The sequence below is a fragment of the Aquilutibacter rugosus genome, assembly GCF_036541335.1.
In the GTDB taxonomy this organism is placed as follows: Bacteria; Pseudomonadota; Gammaproteobacteria; order Xanthomonadales; family Xanthomonadaceae; genus Aquilutibacter; species Aquilutibacter rugosus.
On record NZ_JAZHBO010000001.1, the window covers coordinates 342,689 to 362,603 of the forward strand.

The following is a 19,915-nucleotide window of genomic DNA, read 5'->3' on the forward strand; positions in this document are numbered from 1 at the left end:
TTACGCGCCGGACTTAGGCGCCCGGACGCGAATCCGCCAGTACGCTGCGGCTGCCGCCAGACTGATACCGGCCGGCACATACATCGCACGGTTCTGCACGGCCGAATACAGCAGTGTGCCGGCGATACCGCCGCAGAGAAAGCCGGTGATCACGGTCAGGCTGATGCGGATACGTCGCACATCAACCGGAAGTCCGCGTAGACGGTGGCCGATAAAAATGCCGAGATCCGTGAACATGCCGGTCAAGTGCGCGGTACGGATGGTGGCGCCGCTGTAAGTGGTGACCATCGCGTTCTGCAGGCCGCAGGCAGCCGCGGCGGCATACATACCCGCCTGCGCTTGCGCATTGAGCAGCGGCACGGCACTAACCAGCAAGGTGGCGATCAGCACCAACACGACACTGTAGCGGCGCCCAAGTAGCAGTTCACTGTCGCGAATGATCATGCCGCTCACCACGGCGCCGACGAAAAACGACAGGATCACCACCAGATAATGCAGCGCGCCGGATACGGAGCCCTTGGCGATTTCTTCAGCCAGTAACGAGGTGTTGCCGGTGAGATGGCTGACCGTCTCCCGACCGAATCCGATCAGACCGACGATGTTGATGATGCCTGCGCTGAAGGCCATGACAAATGCCGCGATCAGCACCCACTTTGGCAAACGCGAGACGATGACTAGGGCAGTCCCGGCAAGGTGATCCAGTGATCGATCAGCAGGAATGCGAACAGCAGGATCAGATAGGTGATGGAGTAGCCGAACACCCGCATCGAATACAGCTCATCGGGCGGGTTGAGCAGACGCCAGGCGTAATACAGGAAACCCGCACCGAGCAGCGCCGCGCCGATCAGATACAGGGTGCCGCTCATGCCCGCAACCCATGGCAGCAGCGATACCACGAACAGCAGCACGGTATAGAACAGAATCTGCCAACGCGTGTAGGTCACACCATGCGTCACCGGCAGCATCGGCACCATGGCCTTGGCGTAATCCGCACGGCGGAAGATCGCCAGCGCCCAGAAATGCGGCGGCGTCCAGACAAAGATAATCAGCACCAGTAGCAGTGCATGCTCCCAGTCCCACTCGTTGGCCATGCCAGTAATGGCGGACCAGCCCAGCAGCGGGGGCGCCGCACCGGCCAAACCACCGATCACGATGTTCTGCGGCGTGGCGCGTTTGAGATAGACCGTGTAGACCACGGCGTAACCGATCAGCGACAGGAATGTCAGCACAGCCGTCATGACGTTGACGCACAGGACCAGCAGCAGCATGGATGCCGCTGCCAGCAACAGCGCAAAGATCAGCGCTTGCCGGGTAGTCACGCCGCCCACCACCAGTGGTCGCCACGAGGTACGCGCCATTTTGGCATCGAGGCGTTGATCGAGAATCTGATTGATCGCCGCAGCGGAGGAAGCCGCTAGCCAAATGCCGATAAATCCGAGCAGCCCCTGACGCGCTTCGGCGGCAGTCGGCAAGCCATCAATGGCCAGCAACGAACCGACCAATGCGGTGAACACGATCAGTGCCACCACGCGTGGTTTGGTCAGCGACCAGTAGGCTTTGAGATTCATGCGAGCAGGCAGTCCGATTAGAGCTTCGGCTCGCGCACACGCGCCAGCAAGGTCACCAGCATGAACAGCAAGATTGCAGCGCCGGCGTTATGCAGCACAGCCATCCACAGGGGCAGACCCATTTGGACGTTGCCGATACCGAGACTGATCTGCACCAGCACCATCAGCATCAGGAAGGCACCACGGCCGCGCAGGCCCGGTGTGCGCCACATACGCATACCCAGAAACAGCAGATACAGACCGGCAATCACGGCCATGACGCGGTGACTGATTTGAATGGCAGCACGCGAAGCCTGATCGAGGACACCGCCTTCGTAATCGACACCGACGCCACGCCACAACACAAAGGCATCACTGAAGTTGGTGTTCGGCATCCATTGACCCGCGCACTTGGGGAAATCAGTGCCGCAAGCCAGCGCCGCATAGTTCGACGAGGTCCAACCGCCCAGAGCGATTTGAATCCCGAGCAGCACGAGGCCAATCAGAATGTAAGTGCGAACGCGCATCAGATGAGCAACATGCAACGGGCGATCGGTGGCTCGCCAGGCAATCCAAGCCAGCAAACCGAGCGTAGTCAGGCCGCCGAGCAAGTGGCCCATGACCACGATCGGCTTGAGCAACCAGGTCACCGTCCACATGCCGAGAATGGCCTGGAAAATGATCACGGCAAAGGCAAGGGCCGAAGCGCGCGCCAAATCCGAATTGTCCCAGCGCCATGCGGAGTACAGCAGCAGCAGTTCCGCCAGCACAACCAGGGCAGTGGATGCGGTGTAGTAGCCATGCATCTGCAGCGGAATCGCCGCTGCGGTGATGACCGCGGCCCCCGCGATGCGTTGCCAACCCAGCGGACGGCGCCATGCAGTCAACAGCGCAATCGCAAACACCAGCAGGCCGAGCACGGACGCCAGATGACGATGCAACTGCTCACGCCAGGCCTTGGTCGGGTCCACGGTGCGGATGGCATTGGCCGCATGATCAGCCAGTTCGCCGGCCGTCTTTGCAGTCGGCCACGCGGCCTTGCCGTAGCAGGTCGGCCAATCGGGGCAGCTCAGACCGGCGTCGGACAGACGCACGAACGAACCGAACACGATGACAGCAAACGCCAGCAGCGTAGCGAGCCAGGCCAATCGCGTGACATTGCGGTGGGCCAGGGTTTTCTTCAGGATTTGCGGCGTATTCATGGATTATTGCAACTTCAGAACTTTGGACAGATCGGTGCGGACATCACCGATATCGACGCCGGGTTTGTATTCCATCATCACGAAACCGTTGGGATCAATGATGTAGATGGGCAAGCCGGCGGTGGTCGCGACACGATTGCTCGCCGGCAAGACGGAACGCAGACGATCGTCGGCGGCGATGGCATGAATCTGGTGCACCGGAGTCTTGCTCGGCACGGCGCCGGACCACAGGACATCAACGCGTATCGCGTCTTTGCCCATGATCTGCCAGACCTTGTCTACATCAGCAGCAACCTGCTCACAGCGTTCGTTACAGGTATCCGCAGGTGCCAACACCAGCAAACGCCAACGGCGCTCGACCGGGTTCCACACATATTGCTTGCCATCGGTACTGACCGGGGCCAGTGCACGGGCGTCAACTGCGGGCGTCAGCAGATGGCCCTTGGATTTCAGGCCCGCAGGCTTCCAGCCGGAAAAACGTAAAACGCCGGCCAATGCCAGAGAGCCAAAGAAGATCGCAAACAGCAGGATCAGCATGCCCCGATTGCGCTTGGCAACGGGAGCGTCAGGAGTCAGAGGTGCATTCATTCCGGGAGATGACGGAGCCGATCAGGGGAACCTGATATTTTAACCCGCCACCTGCCGTTTGCGGGCGCGCCAGGTCAGGATCAGGGCCGTCAATACAACGGTTAGTGCCAAACCCCACCATTGCACGGCATAGCCGACATGGCGTTCCGGCGGCAGGCTGTTGGCGTGCAGCACCAGATCGCGCTTGTAGCCCATCGGCAGTTTGGGATCCAGACGCAGCACCTGTCGCGCCAGACGGCCTTGGGCGCCGAGCTGGGTATCCATCTCGGCCAGATCCAGATAGGTCACCAGCCAGCGCGCGTCGCGCTTCTGCAGGGCCCCTGCCCCGGCCCCCAAACGAATTCCAATCGCCGGCGGCGCGCTGCGCAGGCCACTCACCTGCACCGTGCCTTGCGGCAGCTGTACTGTCGGCCAGTCGCGCTGACCGTCCATTGGCAGCCAACCCAGATCCACCAACAAACGCTGGGCGGGCGCTGCTTCGGGCACGAACACGCCGTAGACCTGCACGCCGACTCGGCCTTCGCGCTGCTGATTGTCGAGCAGAATCACAGGCGAAGGCTGAAACTGCCCGCGTCCCTGCGCCCAGGAGTAGGCGCCGCTTGGCGGTCCGGTCAGTTCGGCCGGCCGCGGATCCGCCATCACCGCTGCAACTTCTGCGAGCTGGATCCGCTTTTCCTCGGCGCGACTCCATTGCCAGAACCCGAGACGTGCGAACGCAGCAGCCAATAACAGGGCGGCAATCCACCAGAAAATCAGGGATCTCTTGCTACTCATAGTGCGAACCGGAATCGGACATAATCGAATCTGCGATAATTGGAATATACGGACGCACCGACGCGGCCGTCGGAGAATCCATGAAGACTTTAGTTATTGTCGCAATTTTTCTGCTCATTCTTTGGCAATTGGGCGCCGGCCTGTACTACCTGATGGTAGACAAGGGTGAAACCAATCGCACGGCCAAGGCACTCACTCGCCGGATCGCGCTGTCATTCGGCCTGATTATTCTGGTGGTTGTCGCCAATCAGATGGGTTGGATTTCGTTCCATGGGGTTGGGCGCGCGCCGTAGCGCGGGCGCTGCGGGCCATGCGCTAAATTAAAAAACGGTGCCGTTGGCGCCGTTTTTTTTAAATCAAAAATCAAAAATCCAAAAAACGGTGCCGTTGGCGCCGTTTTTCAAATCAAAAATCAAAAATCAAAAATCAAAAATCAAAAAGTTAGAAGCAAAAGCAAGAGCAAGGGCAGGGGCGCAAAAAAAAGGCCGCGGACTCAATGCCGCGGCTTTTTTGATTTTTGATTTTTGATTTCTGTTTTTTATATCGCGCGCAGCGCTTACAGTACGTACACGAACAGGAACAGGCCCAACCAGACCACGTCCACAAAGTGCCAGTACCATGCGACCGCTTCGAAGGCGAAGTGGTTCTTGGGGGTGAAGTGACCCTTCAGAACGCGCAGCCAGATGATGAACAGCATCAGCGTACCCAGGAACACGTGCATGCCGTGGAAACCGGTCAGCATGAAGAACGTGGAGCCGTAGATGCCCGAACCCAGCGTCAGGTTCAGTTCCTTGTAGGCGTGGATGTATTCTTCGGCCTGGAAGTACAGGAAGATGCAGCCCAGCAGCACGGTCAGACCCAGGAAGATGATCAGTTGCTTACGGTTGTCGGCCTTGATGGCGTGGTGAGCAATCGTGACGGTGACACCCGAGGTCAGCAGGATCAGCGTATTGAGCAACGGCAGGCCCCAGGCCGCGATGGTTTGGTATTCGCCGCCGACGCCGCCCGGACCACCGCTCGGCCAGCCGCCGGAGAAGCCCTGCCACAGCAGGTCGTTGGTCAGAACGCCCTTGCCTTCGCCACCGAGCCACGGCAGCGCGAACTGACGGGTGTAGAACAAGGCGCCGAAGAAGGCGGCAAAGAACATGATTTCCGAGAAGATGAACCACATCATGCCCATGCGGAAGGACACGTCCACCTGCTTGTTGTACTTGCCCGAGACCGACTCACGGATGACGTCGCCGAACCAGCCGAACAGAACGCCGGCCATCAGAGCCAGGCCAACCAGGAAGACTGACTTGCCCCAGGTCACTTCATCGAGCATGGAGCCGAAGCCGACCATGGTAATGAACAGCGCAATCGAACCTAGGAAGGGCCAGCGGCTCTTGGACGGAACGAAATAGCGATTGGGGTTTGCGTCGGGCGAATGTGCTTGGGCCATGGCGAGCAAGTCCGGTTAATTGTTGATACGGTTAAAAGGAGCTTTTACACACCGGTTAGGGTGCGGATTTGACCTGAGGACCGGCGGCGTGCGGGCTTTTGGCCTTGAGCTCGTCAGTCAGCAGATCATTTTTAAAGAACGTGTACGACAAAGTAATGGTCTTAATGTCTTTCGGCAATGCCGGGTCAATGATGAAACGGACTGGCATGTCCTTTTTCTCACCGGCCTGCAGCGTTTGCGCCGTAAAACAGAAGCACTCCGTCTTGTTGAAATAAGACGAAGCGCGAGCCGGCGCCACCGACGGCGTTGCACTACCGACCACTGCAGTGCGCCATTGGTTTTGCGCAAAGTATGTGGTTTCGTAGGGCTTGCCGACTTCGACTTCCATGCGGGCGACATTGGGACGGAACGCCCACGGCAGATGCGAATTCACGGTGCCGTCGAACTCGACCGTCACCACACGACGCTCGGCTGCCTGACCGGTACCGGCCGCACCGCCTGCCTTCGACTCGATTTCGGTCGCTTTGACGATGTTGGCCTCACGCTCCATGCGCACGCCAAGCAATTTCTCACAGGCGATGCGATACAGGGGCACCAGGCTAAACGTAAACGCGAAGGCAATGGCCAGCACACCGAGCATCTTGCCGAGACCGGCAGTGCGCTGCGGTGGTGACGTGACCTTGCCTTGGTCGCCTTGATCAGCCATGGCGGTTGAGCACCAGCAGCATGAAGCCGATGTACACCAGCACGGCTAGCACCGCGACGGTGATAGCAGTCTTGCGCGCAGCCTTGCGGCGGTGGTCAAGATCTTCGGGCTGGTTGTTGGGACGGTTCATTACCAATTCTCTTTGTAGTAACGCTTAGTGCGTGATATCGCCGTGAGCGAGGTCACCCGGCTTGATCACCGGCGGCACTTCGAAGGTGTGGTGCGGAGCCGGTGACGGCACGGTCCATTCGAGACCATGAGCGCCTTCCCACGGCTTGGCCGGGGCGGGAGCACCATACTTCTTGGAGTGCAGCAGCACCGCGAACATGATGAACGGCGTGGCGAACATGCCGAAGGCACCAATGGACGAGACCAGATTCCAGTCCGCGAACACGACCGAGTAGTCAGGGATACGACGCGGCATACCGGCCAGACCCAGGAAGTGTTGCGGGAAGAACAGCAGGTTCACGAACACGATGGACCACCAGAAATGGAACTTGGCGCCCTTTTCGGAGTACATGCGGCCGGTCCACTTGGGCCACCAGAAGTACACAGCGGCGATGATGCCGAACAGTGCACCGGTCACCAGCACGTAGTGGAAGTGAGCAACCACGAAGTAGGTGTCGTGGTACTGGAAGTCAGCCGGAACGATGGCCAGCATCAGACCCGAGAAACCACCGATGGTGAACAGGATCACGAACGCGATCGACCACAGCATGGGGGCTTCGAACGTCAGCGAACCGCGCCACATGGTGGTGACCCAGTTGAACACCTTGACGCCGGTCGGGATCGAAATCAGCATCGTGGCGAACATGAAATAGATTTCACCACCCAGCGGCATGCCGACCGTAAACATGTGGTGAGCCCACACGATGAACGACAGGAAGGCGATGGCAGCAATTGCGTACACCATGGCCTGGTAGCCGAACAGCGGCTTGCGCGAGAAGGTCGGGATGATCTCAGAGACCACGCCGAAGGCCGGCAGGATCATGATGTACACCTCGGGGTGACCGAAGAACCAGAAGATGTGCTGGTACATGACCGGGTCACCGCCACCGGCGGCATTGAAGAACGAGGTGCCGAAGTACTTGTCGGTCAGCAGCATGGTGACTGCACCGGCCAACACCGGCATCACAGCGATCAGCAGGAATGCGGTGATCAGCCAAGCCCAGCAGAAGATCGGCATTTTCAGCAGATCAACGCCCGGAGCGCGCATGTTGAGCACGGTAGCAATCACGTTGATGGCGCCCATGATCGACGAGATACCCATCATGTGGATAGCGAAGATCGAGAACGACACGTTGTGACCGCCTTCGAGCGACAGCGGTGCGTACATGGTCCAGCCGGCTGCAGGGCCACCGCCCGGCAGGAACAGGGTCAACAGCAGCAGCGAGAAGGCGAACGGCATGATCCAGAAGGACCAGTTGTTCATCCGCGGCAGCGCCATATCGGGAGCACCGATTTGCAGCGGGATCATCCAGTTGGCGAGACCGACGAAGGCCGGCATCACGCCACCGAAGATCATGACCAGCGCGTGCATGGCCATCATCTGGTTAAAGAACGACGGCGACAGATGCTGCAGGCCCGGCGTCATCAGTTCCCAACGCAGCATGACGGACATGCCGGCGCCGATGATGAACATGATGAAGCTAAAGATCAGGTACAGCGTACCGATGTCTTTATGGTTAGTGGAGTAGAACCAGCGTTCAAAGAAGCTCTGCTGGTGATGGTGATCGTCGTGGTGATCGGTCAGGTGATCGCCGTGGTGTGTAACAGCCATGGGTCGTTCTCTCTACTCTAAATCTTACTTAGCCGCCGGAGCGACGGTGGCAGTGGCAGCGCCGGCTGCAGGAGCAGCGGCAGGCTCAGCCGGCTTGGCAGTCTTGGAGGCTACCCACTTGGCGTAGTCCTCTTTGCTCAGCACGCGCACGACGATCGGCATGAAGCCGTGGTCCTTGCCGCACAGTTCAGCGCATTGACCGCGGTACACGCCCGGTTCGTCAACATAGGTCCAGGCCTCGTTGATGATGCCCGGGACCGCATCCTGCTTCCAGCCCAGTGCCGGCACCCACCAAGCGTGGATGACGTCATCGGCGGTCAGCACAAAGCGGATCTTGGTCTTGGCCGGCAGCACCAGTTCGTTATCCACGTTGAGCAGGTAATGCTCAGTGCCGGCAACGGTGCGCGGATCCTTACCGGACTGGCGCAGCGCGTCGTCAGCGGCCGTCAGACGGCTGGTGAAGGAGATACCGTTGTCCAGATAGTCGTACTTCCACAACCATTGGTAGCCGGTGATCTTGACCGTCATTTCCGACTTGCGGTAGTCGTACATCTTGATCAGCTTGTCGGTGGCCGGGAAGGCCATGACCAGCAGCAGCAGGATCGGCACGACAGTCCAGATGGTTTCGAGCTTGGTGCTGTGCGTCAGCGAGGTATCCGGTACCGCGCCCTTGGACTTGCGGAACTTGAACATGGCGTAGAACATGGCGCCGAACACCGCGACACCAATGACCACGCAGATCCACAGGGCCAGCATGTGCGCCTCGTAGGCGTTGACGGACGAAGGCGTAACGCCGCGCCCCATATTGAGCTGCCAACGCTTAGGGTCGGCGGCTTGTGCAAATGCCACCGCCGGTGCGGACAGGGCCAGCAGAGCGCCCGTCAAATGCTTGATACGTCGTGGAATCATCAGATGAAGTCCCGAGAAAACTGAAGTTGGGAGAAAATAAGTAAAGACAGCAATGTACCCCGCAAGCGGAGACATTAACCGCCAGATTTTACCGCCTTAACGGATACCTAATCAAGCCAAGGACGGTAGTAAACTATTCGCACCGCGTTTTTACCCGTTTCTCAGTAAGGTTTCGATGCACGTCCAACCCCTACTCGCGCCGGAATTGCCCGCGCGTGCGGCCGGCGCTCGCCAGGCCCTAACCGATCACTGGAGCCGTGATGAGGCCACCCTCATCCGTGAGCTGCTGCCCCTGGCCGAATTGCCCGCCGACTCGGCTGCGGCCGCTCAGGCCACCGCCCACGACCTGGTTTCCCGCGTCCGGCGCATGGCCAAGGACCAGGGTGCCATCGAGGCCTTTATGCGCCAGTACGACCTCGGCTCCGAGGAAGGCATCCTGCTGATGTGCGTCGCCGAGGCCCTGCTCCGCATCCCCGATGCCGAGACGGCCGACAAGCTGATTCGCGACAAACTGGGCGATGCCGACTGGCGCCGTCACATGGGCGAGAGCGATTCGCTGCTGGTCAACGCTTCGACCTGGGGCCTGATGCTGACCGGCAAGCTGGTCAATCTGGCAGGCGACACCAAGCGCGACGCGCACGGTGCGTTCAAGCGCCTGGTCGGCAAGATGGGCGAGCCGGTAATTCGTCTGGCGACCTATCAGGCCATGAAAATCATGGGCCATCAGTTCGTTATGGGCCGCAGCATTGACGAAGGCCTGGCCCGTAGCCGTAAAGACGACGCCGCCAATTATCGCTACAGCTTTGACATGCTCGGTGAGTCGGCGCTGACTTCGAAAGATGCGGCGCGTTATCTGCGGGCTTATCGCGATGCCATCCATGCGATTGGCAAGACCGGCCCTAACGGCAGTTTCGTGGGCACCGATGTGTTTGCTGCGCCCTCGATCTCGGTCAAGCTCTCGGCGCTGCACCCGCGCTACGAACAGGCCAAACGCGCACGCGTGATGACCGAGCTGGTGCCCAACATTATTGAGCTGGCGCAACTGGCCAAATCCTACGGCATCGGTCTGACCATTGACGCCGAGGAAAGCGAACGTCTCGAACTCTCGCTCGATGCGATTGCCGCCGCGTACCGCGATTCGTCCCTGCAAGGATGGGAGGGCTACGGCCTGGCCATCCAGGCCTACCAGAAGCGTGCGGGCGATGCGATTGCCTTCATTGCGGAACTGGCAGTTCAGGTCGGTCGCCGCATCCCGGTGCGCCTGGTTAAGGGTGCCTACTGGGACTCGGAGATCAAGAAGGCGCAGGTCGAGGGTCTGGACGGCTATCCGGTGTTTACACGCAAGGCCAACACCGACGTGTCCTATCTGGCCAACGCCCATCGCATGCTGCAAGCCGGCGACGCCATCTACCCCATGTTCGCCACCCACAACGCACAAACCGTGGCCGCTGTGTATGAGCGCGCCAAACTGCTGGGCCGTCTGAATCAGTTTGAGTTCCAGAAACTGCACGGCATGGGCGATGACCTGTATTCGCAGGTGATTCCGGCCGACCGTCTCAATGTGCCGTGTCGCGTATATGCGCCGGTCGGCTCGCACGAGGATCTGCTGCCCTATCTGGTGCGACGCCTGCTCGAAAACGGCGCGAACTCGAGCTTTGTCAATCGCATCACCGATGACAGCGTCCCGGTCGAAGCCCTGATCGAAGACCCGATCCGTCACGTGCAAGCGCGCGAATCCATTGCACACACCAAAATTCCGCTGCCGGTCGATCTGTACCGCAGCTTCGGCATTAACAGGAGCAACTCCATGGGCGTCAATCTCGCCAACGACAATCAACTGCGTGAACTGGCCGAAGGCCTGGCTGCCGCCGCGAGCAAGCAATGGTCTGCCGCACCGCTGGTACCGGGTGCACAACTCACGGGCGAAACCACCAACGCGACCAATCCGGCCAAGCGCTCGCAAGTGGTCGGCCAATGGCAAGCTGCCGATAGCGCCACCGTTGAACTGGCACTGCGCAACGCTACCGATGCATTTGAATCATGGAATGCCACGCCGGCCGCCGGTCGCGCTGCGATCCTCGAGCATGCCGCCGATCTGATGGAATCGCGCATGGCCGAGTACATTCATCTGTGCACTCTGGAAGCCGGCAAGACCATTGCCGACGGCATCGCCGAAGTGCGCGAAGCCGTGGATTTCCTGCGCTATTACGCCGCACAGGCGCGCGAGCTGTTTGTAACCGAACAACTGCCCGGCCCCACCGGCGAATCCAACACCCTGCAACTGTCCGGTCGCGGCGTGTTCGTGGCGATCTCGCCGTGGAATTTTCCGCTGGCTATTTTTACGGGACAAATTGTTGCAGCACTGGTCGCCGGTAATACCGTGATCGCCAAGCCTGCCGAACAGACCAACCTCATCGGTTACGCCGCGATTCGCCTGCTGCACGAGGCCGGTGTGCCTGCCGCCGCACTGCAGTACCTGCCGGGCGATGGCGCCACGGTCGGCGCCGCATTGACCAAGGACCCGCGCGTCGCCGGCGTCGTATTCACCGGCTCGACTGAAACGGCACGTGCGATTAACCGCGCATTGGCTGCGCGCGATGCGGCCATCGGCGTACTGATTGCCGAAACCGGCGGCCAGAATGCGCTGATCGCCGACTCGTCCTCGCTACCGGAACAGGTCGTCAAGGATGCCATCGGCTCGGCGTTTACCTCGGCCGGTCAACGCTGCTCCGCGGCTCGTGTGCTGTACGTGCAAGATGACATTGCCGACAAGGTCGTCGGCATGCTCGCCGGCGCCATGAAGGAACTCGTAGTCGGTGACCCGGCCCTACTCTCCACCGATGTCGGCCCGGTCATTGATGCCGATGCACTTGGCCAATTGCAGGAACATGCGGCGCGCATGGATCGCGAAGCCACCCTGGTCGCCACGGCACCGGTCACCGATGCAGTGGATCAGGGCTCTTTCTTTGTGCCGCGCGCCTACGAACTGCAGTCGCTGTCGCAACTGACGCGTGAGAACTTCGGCCCAATCCTGCACGTTCTGCGCTGGAAGTCCGATGAACTCGATGCCGTCATTGACGACATTAACCGCACGGGTTACGGCCTGACACTGGGCGTGCATTCGCGCATTGATGAAACGGTTAACCGCATTACATCGCGCGTGCGCGTCGGCAACTGCTACGTCAACCGCAATCAGATTGGCGCCGTGGTCGGCGTGCAGCCGTTCGGTGGCCAGAACCTGTCGGGTACCGGTCCCAAGGCCGGCGGCCCGCACTACCTGCCGCGCTTCACCACCGAAAAGACCATCACGGTCAACACCACGGCAGCCGGTGGCAATGCTTCGTTGCTGACGCTGGCCGACTGATCGGCGTACGCAAAGCCCGCAACACGGGCAAATAAAAACGGCGGCCAATTGGCCGCCGTTTTTTGTTGTTGCAATGTAGCGATTAGAACTTGTACTGACCGCCGACTGCAATGACGTTGGCGCCGCCGGTGGCTTCGCCCGTGATGAGCGTACCGGTGGAGGAAACACTGCGGATCGGCGAATCCTTGACGTTGACGCGCATGAAGGCCGCATCGAAGCTCAGCTTGTCCGACATGCGGTAGGTACCGCCGATCGACAGCAAGGTGCGATCGTTGTCGGGCAGACGCGGGGTGCGGTTGGCATCGTGGGTCGGCGTTTCGTCACGGCCGATACCGGCGCGCAGGGTCAGAGCCGGGCTCAGATCCAGTTCACCGCCCAGCGAGTACATGTTCGAAGCGGACCAACCGTAGTCTTCGGTACCGATCACCGTACCGTCGTCACGCTTGATGGTCACGTTCTCCAGCGTGGTCCAGTCGGTACGCTGGTATTCACCCATCACGCGGGCCGACGGGGTCACATCGTACGATGCGGAGAAGGTGTGCGTGCTCGGGGTAGTCAGCTCGGCGCCACCCTTGCCCGAAGCAAAGCGAGTCGACATACCCGGCAAAGCCAGAACATTGGCCGGCACGGTGAACTCGATGTCACCCTTTAGCTCGTGGGCGATTTCGGACTTGTAGTTGTAGCCAATGGCCAGCTTGTCAGTCGGACGCCATTGGAAACCGGCCGTCCAGCCGATGGCACTGTCTTTGCCGCTGACCGAGAAGAAGCCATCGTTCTTGCCCGGGCCGTAGGGCGCGGTCGGGGTCAGACACATCGGGGCCAGTTGCGAGGCAATGGCGGCCGGACGCAGTGCTACCGGCAGCGCACCGATTTGCTGGACGATACCACCGCAAACGGCAGTGCCCAGATCCAGAGCGTTGGTCAGTGTCACATCAGCGTGCTGCAGCACCAGGCCGACGCCGACGGAGAACTGATCGGAGGTCTTCCAGGCGGCCGACAGCGTGGCATCAATGACTTTCACGTCGGAAGTGACGGCGTTGTAACGACCAACCCAATCCTTGTCCCATTCGGTCTTGAGGCCATACGGTGCGTTCACACCAAAACCAACCCAGAGATTTTCCAGGTTGCCGTGCAGCGGCATGACGGCGGCAAACGAAGGCACTGCGGTCGGGTCACCCGGATCACCGCCGTTACCGCCGCTGACCGACTTGGCCAGGCTGTTGACCGGAGCCGGTTGCGAAGCCAGGGTCGGCGCGGCAAGGGCGGTACCGGTGAATTCGCCGCTCAGGTCAATCACGCTGACATTGTTGGCAACGGTGGTGCGATCCAAATTGACCATTGCAGCCGGATTGGTGATGGCGACAGTGGCGTCATCTTTAGCAACGGTGGTACCGGTGAAAGCACGGCCCAGAGCCTTGGTGCTGTTTTCGCGGATCTGGAAGCCCGATGCCTGAGCAACCGAGACCACGCTCAGCACGCCGATAGCCAGCGCGCTCAGTCGCAGAGTGTTCTTGTTCTTCATAACGATGACGCTCTCAAAATTGGGGGGAACGAATGGAAAACGGCGGCTTGTGTCGGCACAATGGGTAAGGCGAACTTCAAAACCTACGCCACCGAATCTCACCGCTACGTCTTTTTAACGTTTAAATCGCAGGCTTGCAACCGAAACTGATGGGTTTATTTATTGCACTGCCGCAAAAACCAACACGTCACTGGACGTGGGCAACGCCGTTATTACTGCTGATCATCATCGGTTTGCACGCAGTGCAATGGTGGTTAGGTCCCCATGCGCAAAGACAATGGCAACTGCAATGGGGAATGCTCAGCGGACACTTGCAAACACTGCACGATTGGCAGCAAGCGCTGCAGGGCGGTCGTCTTTTGCGCTTGTATACAGCGACCTTTTTGCACATCAACTGGTCGCACGCGATCGGTAACTTAGTGTTCCTGCTGATCTTCGGTCCTGCAGCAGAACGCGTACTCGGCAGCTTGCGATTTCTGCTGCTGTTTGTAATCGCCGGCGCCATTTCAAATCTTGCAACTGTTGCTGCATATCCCGGCGACGCGCACTACGTCATCGGCGCCAGTGGTGCAATTTCCGCAGTCATGGGCGCGTATATCAGCCTGCTTCCGCGCGCACAGCTCGGTATTTTTCTGCCGCTGGGATTCTTTGTGCAGGTGATCAAGGTGCCCGCGCTGGCACTCGTCAGTCTGTGGTTTGCAATGCAGGTGATCTTTGTCGTGGTCGGCGCACTCAACGGATCGGTCACATGGATCGGTCACATTGTCGGCTTTGTTTTCGGCATCCTGTTTGCGATGGCATCACGCCATACGATCACGAAGGCACTGCGCAAGCAGCAAGGCTACTGATCACAACAGCCGTGAATGCGCGGATGCAAAGGTGTGCGCACGCGCGCGACGGAACCTTACTTTGACTTCAGAACCTTGAGTGCCTGTTCGATATAGCTTTCGCCTTCGAGCAGATCACCCGGGCGAATATTGCCTGCATCTTCGGAAGCACGACCGGCCGCACCGATATGACCGGGCAGACTGACCTCGCTGTAGCCGGGTTCACCCGACACTGATGCGCCCGGCTTGGCCGAGAACGTCACTTGCGGTGCAATCCCAATGGCCTGAATTGACTGACCGGAGGGCGTGAAATAACGCGCCGTCGTGAGTTTGACACTGTCGCCGTTATCGAGCGGTAACAGCGTCTGCACACTACCCTTACCGAACGTGCGACTGCCGACAATGGTGGCTCGCTTGTGATCGCGTAGCGCACCGGCCAGCACTTCGCTGGCGCTGGCGGAACCGACATCCACCAGCACGACGACTTTGGCACCGTTGAGCAAATCACCGGGCGTCGCGTCAAAGGTAATGTCGTTGCGTTGCAGTCGGCCGCGCGTACTGACAATGCGACCCGAAGGCAGCAAGTCATCGGCAATCTGCACGGCGCCGTTGAGCAGGCCGCCCGGATTGCTGCGCAGATCAATCAGGACACCGCGCAATGCGCCACTTTTCTGCAGCGACTGCACCGCCGACTCGAAATCATTGGCGGTATCGGCCTGGAACGAGGCAATACGGATGTACCCGTAGCCCGGTTCAAGCAGGCGCGAACGCACGCTCGCCACCTTAATGGTTTGGCGCTTGACCTTTATTTTTAAGGGCTTTTCCTGACCTTTGCGGATGATGGTCAGCTCGACCTCGGTGCCTTCGGGACCGCGCATATCGAGTTCGGCATCGTCTTTGTGATCGGTCAGCATCTGACCGTCAATGGCCACCACCAAGTCACCGGCTTTGATGCCGGCGGCCTGGGCGGGCGAACCGTCGATCGGAGCGATGATGCGCAGCGTGCCATCATCCTGCGTCTGGACCTCGACACCGATGCCCTGATAGTTGCCGCGCGAACGCTCATCGAAGTTGTCGGCGTCATCGCCTTCGAAATAGACGCTATGCGGATCGAGACTGCGCACCAGACCGCGCACGGCCGACTGCATCAGCTCGTGATCATCTACGGGCTCCACATAAGCTTGCTTGACCGCCTGATAGACCTGTACAAAACGACGGATTTCCTCGAGCGGAACCGGCGATTCGTCCGCTGCAACTTTTGCCTCTTTCGCTTTCGAAGGCGTGGCGGCAGTTTGCGCCTGCGCAGTGGTAACGGTCAGCGCCATGCTCAGAGCAACGGCGAGGGTGGCAAGTCGGCAGGGCATAGGCAATGTCATGCCACCCAGTTTAGGCCATCACTGCAGCATCGAACGCGGATTGATCGGCGAGCCGTTACTGCGCAATTCAAAATACAGCGCCGGCCGGCCCTGCCCGCCCGAGGCCCCAACCGTGGCGATGGTATCGCCGCGACCCACGCGATCGCCGACGTTCTTGAGCAGCGCCTCGTTGTACGCATACAAGCTCATACGGCCACCGCCATGATCAATGATCAGCAACTGACCGTAACCCGTCATCCACTGCGCGTACACGACTTCGCCGGCGGCGACGGCGCGCACGGGTGCTCCGCGTGAGGCGCCAATCAGCAGACCCTGGCTGCGGCGACCGTCGGGCATGGTGCCACCAAAGCCGGCCAATAAGGCGCCCGTGGCAGGCCAACCGACGCCGCCCACCGCAGGACCGGTACTGGCAATTGTGGGCTTGGGCGTATCAATGCGTTGCGGCGCGCGCACCGGCTCGGTGCTTTCGGTGCGTGTTGGCGTGCTTGCCTTGGTATTGGTATTGGCGGCAACCTTGGTGGTGCCGGCACCCTTGTCCGCCGTACTATTGGCACGCGCTACGCGCTGTTGCTCGGCCCGCAGTCGCTGCTGTTCGCGCGCGGCGTCAGCCGCCCGCTTCTTGGCGATGGCACGTCGTTCCTTTTCGGCTCGCGCTGCCGCGGCCCGCAACTGGCCCAGCAGCTTGTTGAGCCCGGCCACATCCTTGCCCAGCGCCTTCTCGCGCGAGGCAGTGGATGCGTACTTGGCATTCAGTCCTTGCAGGAGCTTGGCGCGATCGGCCCGATCTTTCTCGAGCTGCTGCACCTGCGAACGCTGCGCCAACTGACTGCGCGTCAGTTCGCGCTGGCGCCCGTTGATCTCCCGCTGCACGGTATCAAGGCCGACCAACTGCTGATTCAGACCCCGGATGCGCTGCTGCCGATCTTTTTGCAGATAGCGGTGATAGGTCAACGTGCGTTGCGATTCGGCCACGCTATCTTGCGACAGCAAGGCCTTGAGCGGCCCCTGCCGGTTCTGCCGATACGCTGCCCTCAACAAGCGCTCGCGTTCCGTAACTTGCGCGCCCAGATCACCGGAAAGCACTTGTTTCTGTGAGTTCAGGCGTTGCAGATTACTCTGCTCGACCGTGATGCGCTGTTGTGTCGTGGCCAATGCACGTGCCGAAGCGCCGACCCGCTCTTCGACTGTACGCAGATCCTTGGCTGCACTGCCGCGCTTGGAATCGAGCTTGCGACGATCGGCCGCTACTGCCTTGAGTTCCTTGCGTTTGGCTGCCAGCTGTTTCTCCAATGCCTTGGCATCGGCCGGCGTTTTTTTAGCCGCTTGTGCGAAGGCATCGCCGCCGCCGACCAGCAGGGCAACAATCAGACCAACGGCCGCGATGCGTTTCATGCCAGCAAGCTCGCGCCGCTCATTTCAGCGGGCTTGGGAACGCCGAGCAGATCGAGCACGGTGGGAGCGACATCGCGCAGTGCGCCCTCGGAGCGCAACGTGGCCGCGCGCGGACCGACATAGACCAAGGGCACAGGCCCAACGGTATGCGCCGTATGCGGCTGGCCCGTGACCTGATCGCGCATGAGTTCCAGGTTGCCGTGATCGGCAGTGATCAGCAACGAACCGCCCACCGACTCGACGGCTGCAACGACAGCGCCAATCGCGACGTCCACGGCCTCGGCGGCCTGGATCGCGGCGTTCAACATGCCGGTGTGGCCGACCATATCGGGATTGGCGATATTGCAGATGCAGACATCAAACTCGCCACTGCGAATGGCAGCGGTCAGCTTGGAGGTCACCTCGGGACAGGACATCTCGGGCTGCAGATCGTAGGTAGCCACCTTGGGGCTGGGAATCAGCACGCGCTCTTCGCCCGCATACGGCGTCTCACGACCACCGCTGAAAAAGAACGTCACGTGTGCGTATTTCTCGGTCTCGGCGATACGCAACTGCGTCATACCGCGATCGGCCAGGACTTGGCCCAGCGTGTTGGGTAGGTTATCGGCACCAAAGGCCACAGCAGCCGGCAGATCGGCGCTGTACTCGGCCAGACCGGTGAAGTTCACCAGTTGCGGGCGACGCACGGCAAAGCCATCGAAGGTAGGGACCGTAAACGAGGCGGCCAACTGACGCGCACGGTCCGCACGGAAATTGAAAAAGATCACCGCATCGCCATCGCGCATGGGCTCGGCACCTGCAATGACGGTAGGGGCAACGAACTCGTCGTTCTCATCGCGCTGGTACGCGGCGGCCAGCGCCTCGACACCGGTCGCGGCAGTGAACTCGGCTTCGGCCTCGACCATGGCACGGTATGCGCGCTCGACGCGATCCCAACGTTGGTCACGATCCATGGCGAAGTAGCGCCCACTGACCGAAGCCAGCCGTGCGTTACCGACCTCGGCCAGCACTTCGTCAAGGCGCTTAAGGCTCGCCAAGGCCGAACGCGGCGGCGTATCGCGACCGTCCAGGAATGCATGCACTGCCACTTGCGACACGCCCTGCGCCCGCGCCAGACGCAACAGCGCAAACAAGTGACGCTCGTGCGAATGCACCCCGCCCGGTGACAGCAGACCCATTAGGTGCAGACAACCGCCCGAGGTTTTGACCGCACTCATGGCCTGCAGCAAGGCCGCATTGGCATTAAAGGTGCCGTCTTCGATGGCGGCATCGACGCGGGTCAGATCCTGATAAACGATGCGACCGGCGCCCAGATTCATGTGTCCGACTTCGGAATTGCCCATTTGTCCGTCGGGCAGACCGACCCATTTGCCCTCGGTATGGATCAGGGTGTGCGGCCGTGTGGCCAGCAACTGACGCCAGTTGGGGACATTTGCCAGCGCGACGGCGTTGTCGGCGGTTTCCTCGCGGTGACCCCAGCCATCAAGGATCAGCAGTACGACCGGTTTCTTGCTCACTATGCGGTTCAATCCGAAATCTATATGAATGGCCGGAAGTCAGTGTGACTTTGGTCAGTAGCCAACGGCCGGTTCCTATGGGATTGTAACCAACACCGCCGTTTTACTGGAGATTCCTACATGAACCGCACCGCCCTTCTGCTTGCTGCCGCTTTAACGGTCAGCTTGCCCCTTTCTGCCACTGCGCAGTCCATCAGCAAGGTGAACGGCGCGGTCGAAGTGGCAGCCGGCCAGACCATTGACGACATCAGCACAGTCAACGGTGCGGTCAGCGTGGCCGCTAATGCCATCGTCAAAGGCGATGTCACCGTCGTCAACGGCGCCATCCAGATTGCAGACGGAGCCCGCGTGGGCGATGTCAGCGCCGTCAATGGCGGCGTCAGCGCCGGCGCCCGTCTGACCGCCAGCGATGTCAGCACCGTCAATGGCGCGATCCATCTCGGTACCGGTGCGCGCATCAGCAAAGATGTGTCCTCGGTCAACGGCGAAATCCTGCTCCAGTCGGGCAGCAGCGTCGGCGGCGATGTCAGCACCGTCAACGGCGCCATCGGCCTGATTGGTACGCGAGTCAGCGGCAATGTCGAAAGCGTCAACGGCAACATGACCGTGGGTGTCAACAGCGTCGTCAATGGCGACATCATCTATCAGGCACCTAAGGGCATCTCATTCTCGTTCAACAACAAGCGCCGCGTGCCGACCGTCATCATTGGGCCGCGTGCTCAGGTCAAGGGCAACTTGCGCTTTGAACGCGAGGTCAAACTCTACGTGCACAGCACGGCCAAAGTCGGCAAGATCACCGGCGCCACCGCCGTGGCCTACAGCACCGACCGCGCTCCGACGCCGTAACGGACACGCCGAGGCGCAAAGGCTTCGCGGATTCCTGCACGACAACCCGAGCGATCGTGGTTAAATGAAAGGCCACCCCATGGGTGGCCTTTTGCTGTCACATCCAAGCAGTAACAAAACAGGA

The 19,915-nt window shown here is 60.3% G+C and carries 18 protein-coding genes and 1 pseudogene; 5 read left to right on the forward strand and 14 right to left on the reverse strand.

Annotated elements, in window-relative coordinates; translation table 11 throughout:
* From V3390_RS01655 to V3390_RS01675, 5 genes are read right to left on the reverse strand one after another with little or no spacing between them, the layout of a single operon-like run.
* Window positions 1-627, reverse strand: coding sequence for a YoaK family protein (locus V3390_RS01655; protein ID WP_331703092.1), 627 nt, complete (start codon window positions 625-627; stop codon window positions 1-3).
* Between the two features lie 47 nt (window positions 628-674).
* Window positions 675-1,568, reverse strand: coding sequence for a heme o synthase (gene cyoE, locus V3390_RS01660; RefSeq protein WP_331689705.1), 894 nt, complete (start codon window positions 1,566-1,568; stop codon window positions 675-677).
* A 17-nt stretch (window positions 1,569-1,585) separates the two neighbouring features.
* Window positions 1,586-2,749 carry a COX15/CtaA family protein gene (locus V3390_RS01665; RefSeq protein ID WP_331703093.1) on the reverse strand — a complete coding sequence of 388 codons (1,164 nt, stop codon included), beginning with the start codon at window positions 2,747-2,749 and terminating at the stop codon, window positions 1,586-1,588.
* Window positions 2,750-2,752: 3 nt separating this feature from the next.
* Window positions 2,753-3,337, reverse strand: coding sequence for a hypothetical protein (locus tag V3390_RS01670; RefSeq protein WP_331689703.1), 585 nt, complete (start codon window positions 3,335-3,337; stop codon window positions 2,753-2,755).
* A 39-nt stretch (window positions 3,338-3,376) separates the two neighbouring features.
* Window positions 3,377-4,111, reverse strand: a complete 735-nt coding sequence (locus tag V3390_RS01675; RefSeq protein WP_331689702.1) for an SURF1 family protein — start codon at window positions 4,109-4,111, stop codon at window positions 3,377-3,379.
* Between the two features lie 80 nt (window positions 4,112-4,191).
* Between V3390_RS01675 and V3390_RS01680 the strand changes: the two genes are divergently transcribed.
* Both V3390_RS01680 and V3390_RS01685 read left to right on the forward strand, forming a co-directional pair.
* Window positions 4,192-4,404, forward strand: a complete 213-nt coding sequence (locus V3390_RS01680) for a twin transmembrane helix small protein (RefSeq protein WP_331689701.1) — start codon at window positions 4,192-4,194, stop codon at window positions 4,402-4,404.
* 37 nt (window positions 4,405-4,441) lie between these two features.
* Window positions 4,442-4,639, forward strand: a complete 198-nt coding sequence (locus V3390_RS01685) for a hypothetical protein (RefSeq protein WP_331703094.1) — start codon at window positions 4,442-4,444, stop codon at window positions 4,637-4,639.
* Window positions 4,640-4,667: 28 nt separating this feature from the next.
* Here V3390_RS01685 and V3390_RS01690 read toward each other — a convergent pair whose 3' ends face one another.
* Genes V3390_RS01690 through coxB form a run of 5 tightly spaced genes read right to left on the reverse strand, consistent with a single transcriptional unit; the run spans window position 4,668 to window position 8,947 of the window.
* Window positions 4,668-5,552: a cytochrome c oxidase subunit 3 gene (locus tag V3390_RS01690; protein ID WP_331689699.1), complete on the reverse strand. Its 885-nt coding sequence runs from the start codon at window positions 5,550-5,552 to the stop codon at window positions 4,668-4,670.
* A 55-nt stretch (window positions 5,553-5,607) separates the two neighbouring features.
* Window positions 5,608-6,258, reverse strand: a complete 651-nt coding sequence (locus V3390_RS01695) for a cytochrome c oxidase assembly protein (protein WP_331689698.1) — start codon at window positions 6,256-6,258, stop codon at window positions 5,608-5,610.
* A complete protein-coding gene (locus V3390_RS01700; protein ID WP_331703095.1) occupies window positions 6,251-6,388 on the reverse strand; it encodes a hypothetical protein in 138 nt (45 codons plus the stop codon). The genes V3390_RS01695 and V3390_RS01700 overlap by 8 nt, the downstream gene beginning before the upstream one ends.
* A gap of 24 nt (window positions 6,389-6,412) precedes the next feature.
* The gene (gene ctaD / locus V3390_RS01705; protein WP_331703097.1) at window positions 6,413-8,038 is read right to left on the reverse strand and encodes a cytochrome c oxidase subunit I; all 1,626 of its coding nucleotides are present in this window, start codon (window positions 8,036-8,038) and stop codon (window positions 6,413-6,415) included.
* Between the two features lie 24 nt (window positions 8,039-8,062).
* Window positions 8,063-8,947 carry a cytochrome c oxidase subunit II gene (gene coxB / locus V3390_RS01710; protein WP_331703099.1) on the reverse strand — a complete coding sequence of 295 codons (885 nt, stop codon included), beginning with the start codon at window positions 8,945-8,947 and terminating at the stop codon, window positions 8,063-8,065.
* 175 nt (window positions 8,948-9,122) lie between these two features.
* Between coxB and putA the strand changes: the two genes are divergently transcribed.
* Window positions 9,123-12,311, forward strand: a complete 3,189-nt coding sequence (gene putA, locus V3390_RS01715; protein WP_331703101.1) for a bifunctional proline dehydrogenase/L-glutamate gamma-semialdehyde dehydrogenase PutA — start codon at window positions 9,123-9,125, stop codon at window positions 12,309-12,311.
* A gap of 82 nt (window positions 12,312-12,393) precedes the next feature.
* Here the strand turns inward: putA and V3390_RS01720 are convergent, their stop codons facing one another.
* Entirely contained in the window at window positions 12,394-13,833 is a 1,440-nt protein-coding gene (locus V3390_RS01720) for an OmpP1/FadL family transporter (RefSeq protein WP_331703102.1), read from the reverse strand.
* 149 nt (window positions 13,834-13,982) lie between these two features.
* Here V3390_RS01720 and V3390_RS01725 point away from each other — a divergent pair, with 149 nt between their 5' ends.
* Window positions 13,983-14,681: a rhomboid family intramembrane serine protease gene (locus tag V3390_RS01725; RefSeq protein WP_331703104.1), complete on the forward strand. Its 699-nt coding sequence runs from the start codon at window positions 13,983-13,985 to the stop codon at window positions 14,679-14,681.
* Window positions 14,682-14,746: 65 nt separating this feature from the next.
* On the opposite strand, the pseudogene V3390_RS01730 reads toward V3390_RS01725, so the two are convergent.
* The 3 genes and pseudogenes from V3390_RS01730 to gpmI all read right to left on the reverse strand — a co-directional run.
* Window positions 14,747-16,024, reverse strand: a pseudogene (locus V3390_RS01730) (S41 family peptidase); the annotation flags it as partial.
* Between the two features lie 30 nt (window positions 16,025-16,054).
* Entirely contained in the window at window positions 16,055-17,428 is a 1,374-nt protein-coding gene (locus V3390_RS01735; protein WP_331703105.1) for a murein hydrolase activator EnvC family protein, read from the reverse strand.
* On the reverse strand, window positions 17,425-18,945 hold the full coding sequence (gpmI, locus tag V3390_RS01740; RefSeq protein ID WP_331703106.1) for a 2,3-bisphosphoglycerate-independent phosphoglycerate mutase: 1,521 nt from the start codon (window positions 18,943-18,945) through the stop codon (window positions 17,425-17,427). Before gpmI ends, V3390_RS01735 begins: the two co-directional genes overlap by 4 nt.
* A gap of 120 nt (window positions 18,946-19,065) precedes the next feature.
* Between gpmI and V3390_RS01745 the strand changes: the two genes are divergently transcribed.
* On the forward strand, window positions 19,066-19,791 hold the full coding sequence (locus V3390_RS01745; RefSeq protein WP_331703107.1) for a hypothetical protein: 726 nt from the start codon (window positions 19,066-19,068) through the stop codon (window positions 19,789-19,791).
* Window positions 19,792-19,915: the final 124 nt, after the last annotated feature.

Coding starts and splice junctions, on each gene's coding strand:
- ctaD (WP_331703097.1), bottom strand. CDS start 8,038: ATGGCTGTTACACACCACGGCGATCACCTGACCGATCACCACGACGAT.
- V3390_RS01655 (WP_331703092.1), bottom strand. CDS start 627: ATGGCCTTCAGCGCAGGCATCATCAACATCGTCGGTCTGATCGGATTC.
- V3390_RS01680 (WP_331689701.1), top strand. CDS start 4,192: ATGAAGACTTTAGTTATTGTCGCAATTTTTCTGCTCATTCTTTGGCAA.
- cyoE (WP_331689705.1), bottom strand. CDS start 1,568: ATGAATCTCAAAGCCTACTGGTCGCTGACCAAACCACGCGTGGTGGCA.
- V3390_RS01690 (WP_331689699.1), bottom strand. CDS start 5,552: ATGGCCCAAGCACATTCGCCCGACGCAAACCCCAATCGCTATTTCGTT.
- V3390_RS01735 (WP_331703105.1), bottom strand. CDS start 17,428: ATGAAACGCATCGCGGCCGTTGGTCTGATTGTTGCCCTGCTGGTCGGC.
- V3390_RS01745 (WP_331703107.1), top strand. CDS start 19,066: ATGAACCGCACCGCCCTTCTGCTTGCTGCCGCTTTAACGGTCAGCTTG.
- V3390_RS01725 (WP_331703104.1), top strand. CDS start 13,983: ATGGGTTTATTTATTGCACTGCCGCAAAAACCAACACGTCACTGGACG.
- putA (WP_331703101.1), top strand. CDS start 9,123: ATGCACGTCCAACCCCTACTCGCGCCGGAATTGCCCGCGCGTGCGGCC.
- V3390_RS01665 (WP_331703093.1), bottom strand. CDS start 2,749: ATGAATACGCCGCAAATCCTGAAGAAAACCCTGGCCCACCGCAATGTC.
- coxB (WP_331703099.1), bottom strand. CDS start 8,947: ATGATTCCACGACGTATCAAGCATTTGACGGGCGCTCTGCTGGCCCTG.
- V3390_RS01700 (WP_331703095.1), bottom strand. CDS start 6,388: ATGAACCGTCCCAACAACCAGCCCGAAGATCTTGACCACCGCCGCAAG.
- V3390_RS01670 (WP_331689703.1), bottom strand. CDS start 3,337: ATGAATGCACCTCTGACTCCTGACGCTCCCGTTGCCAAGCGCAATCGG.
- V3390_RS01720 (WP_331703102.1), bottom strand. CDS start 13,833: ATGAAGAACAAGAACACTCTGCGACTGAGCGCGCTGGCTATCGGCGTG.
- V3390_RS01695 (WP_331689698.1), bottom strand. CDS start 6,258: ATGGCTGATCAAGGCGACCAAGGCAAGGTCACGTCACCACCGCAGCGC.
- V3390_RS01675 (WP_331689702.1), bottom strand. CDS start 4,111: ATGAGTAGCAAGAGATCCCTGATTTTCTGGTGGATTGCCGCCCTGTTA.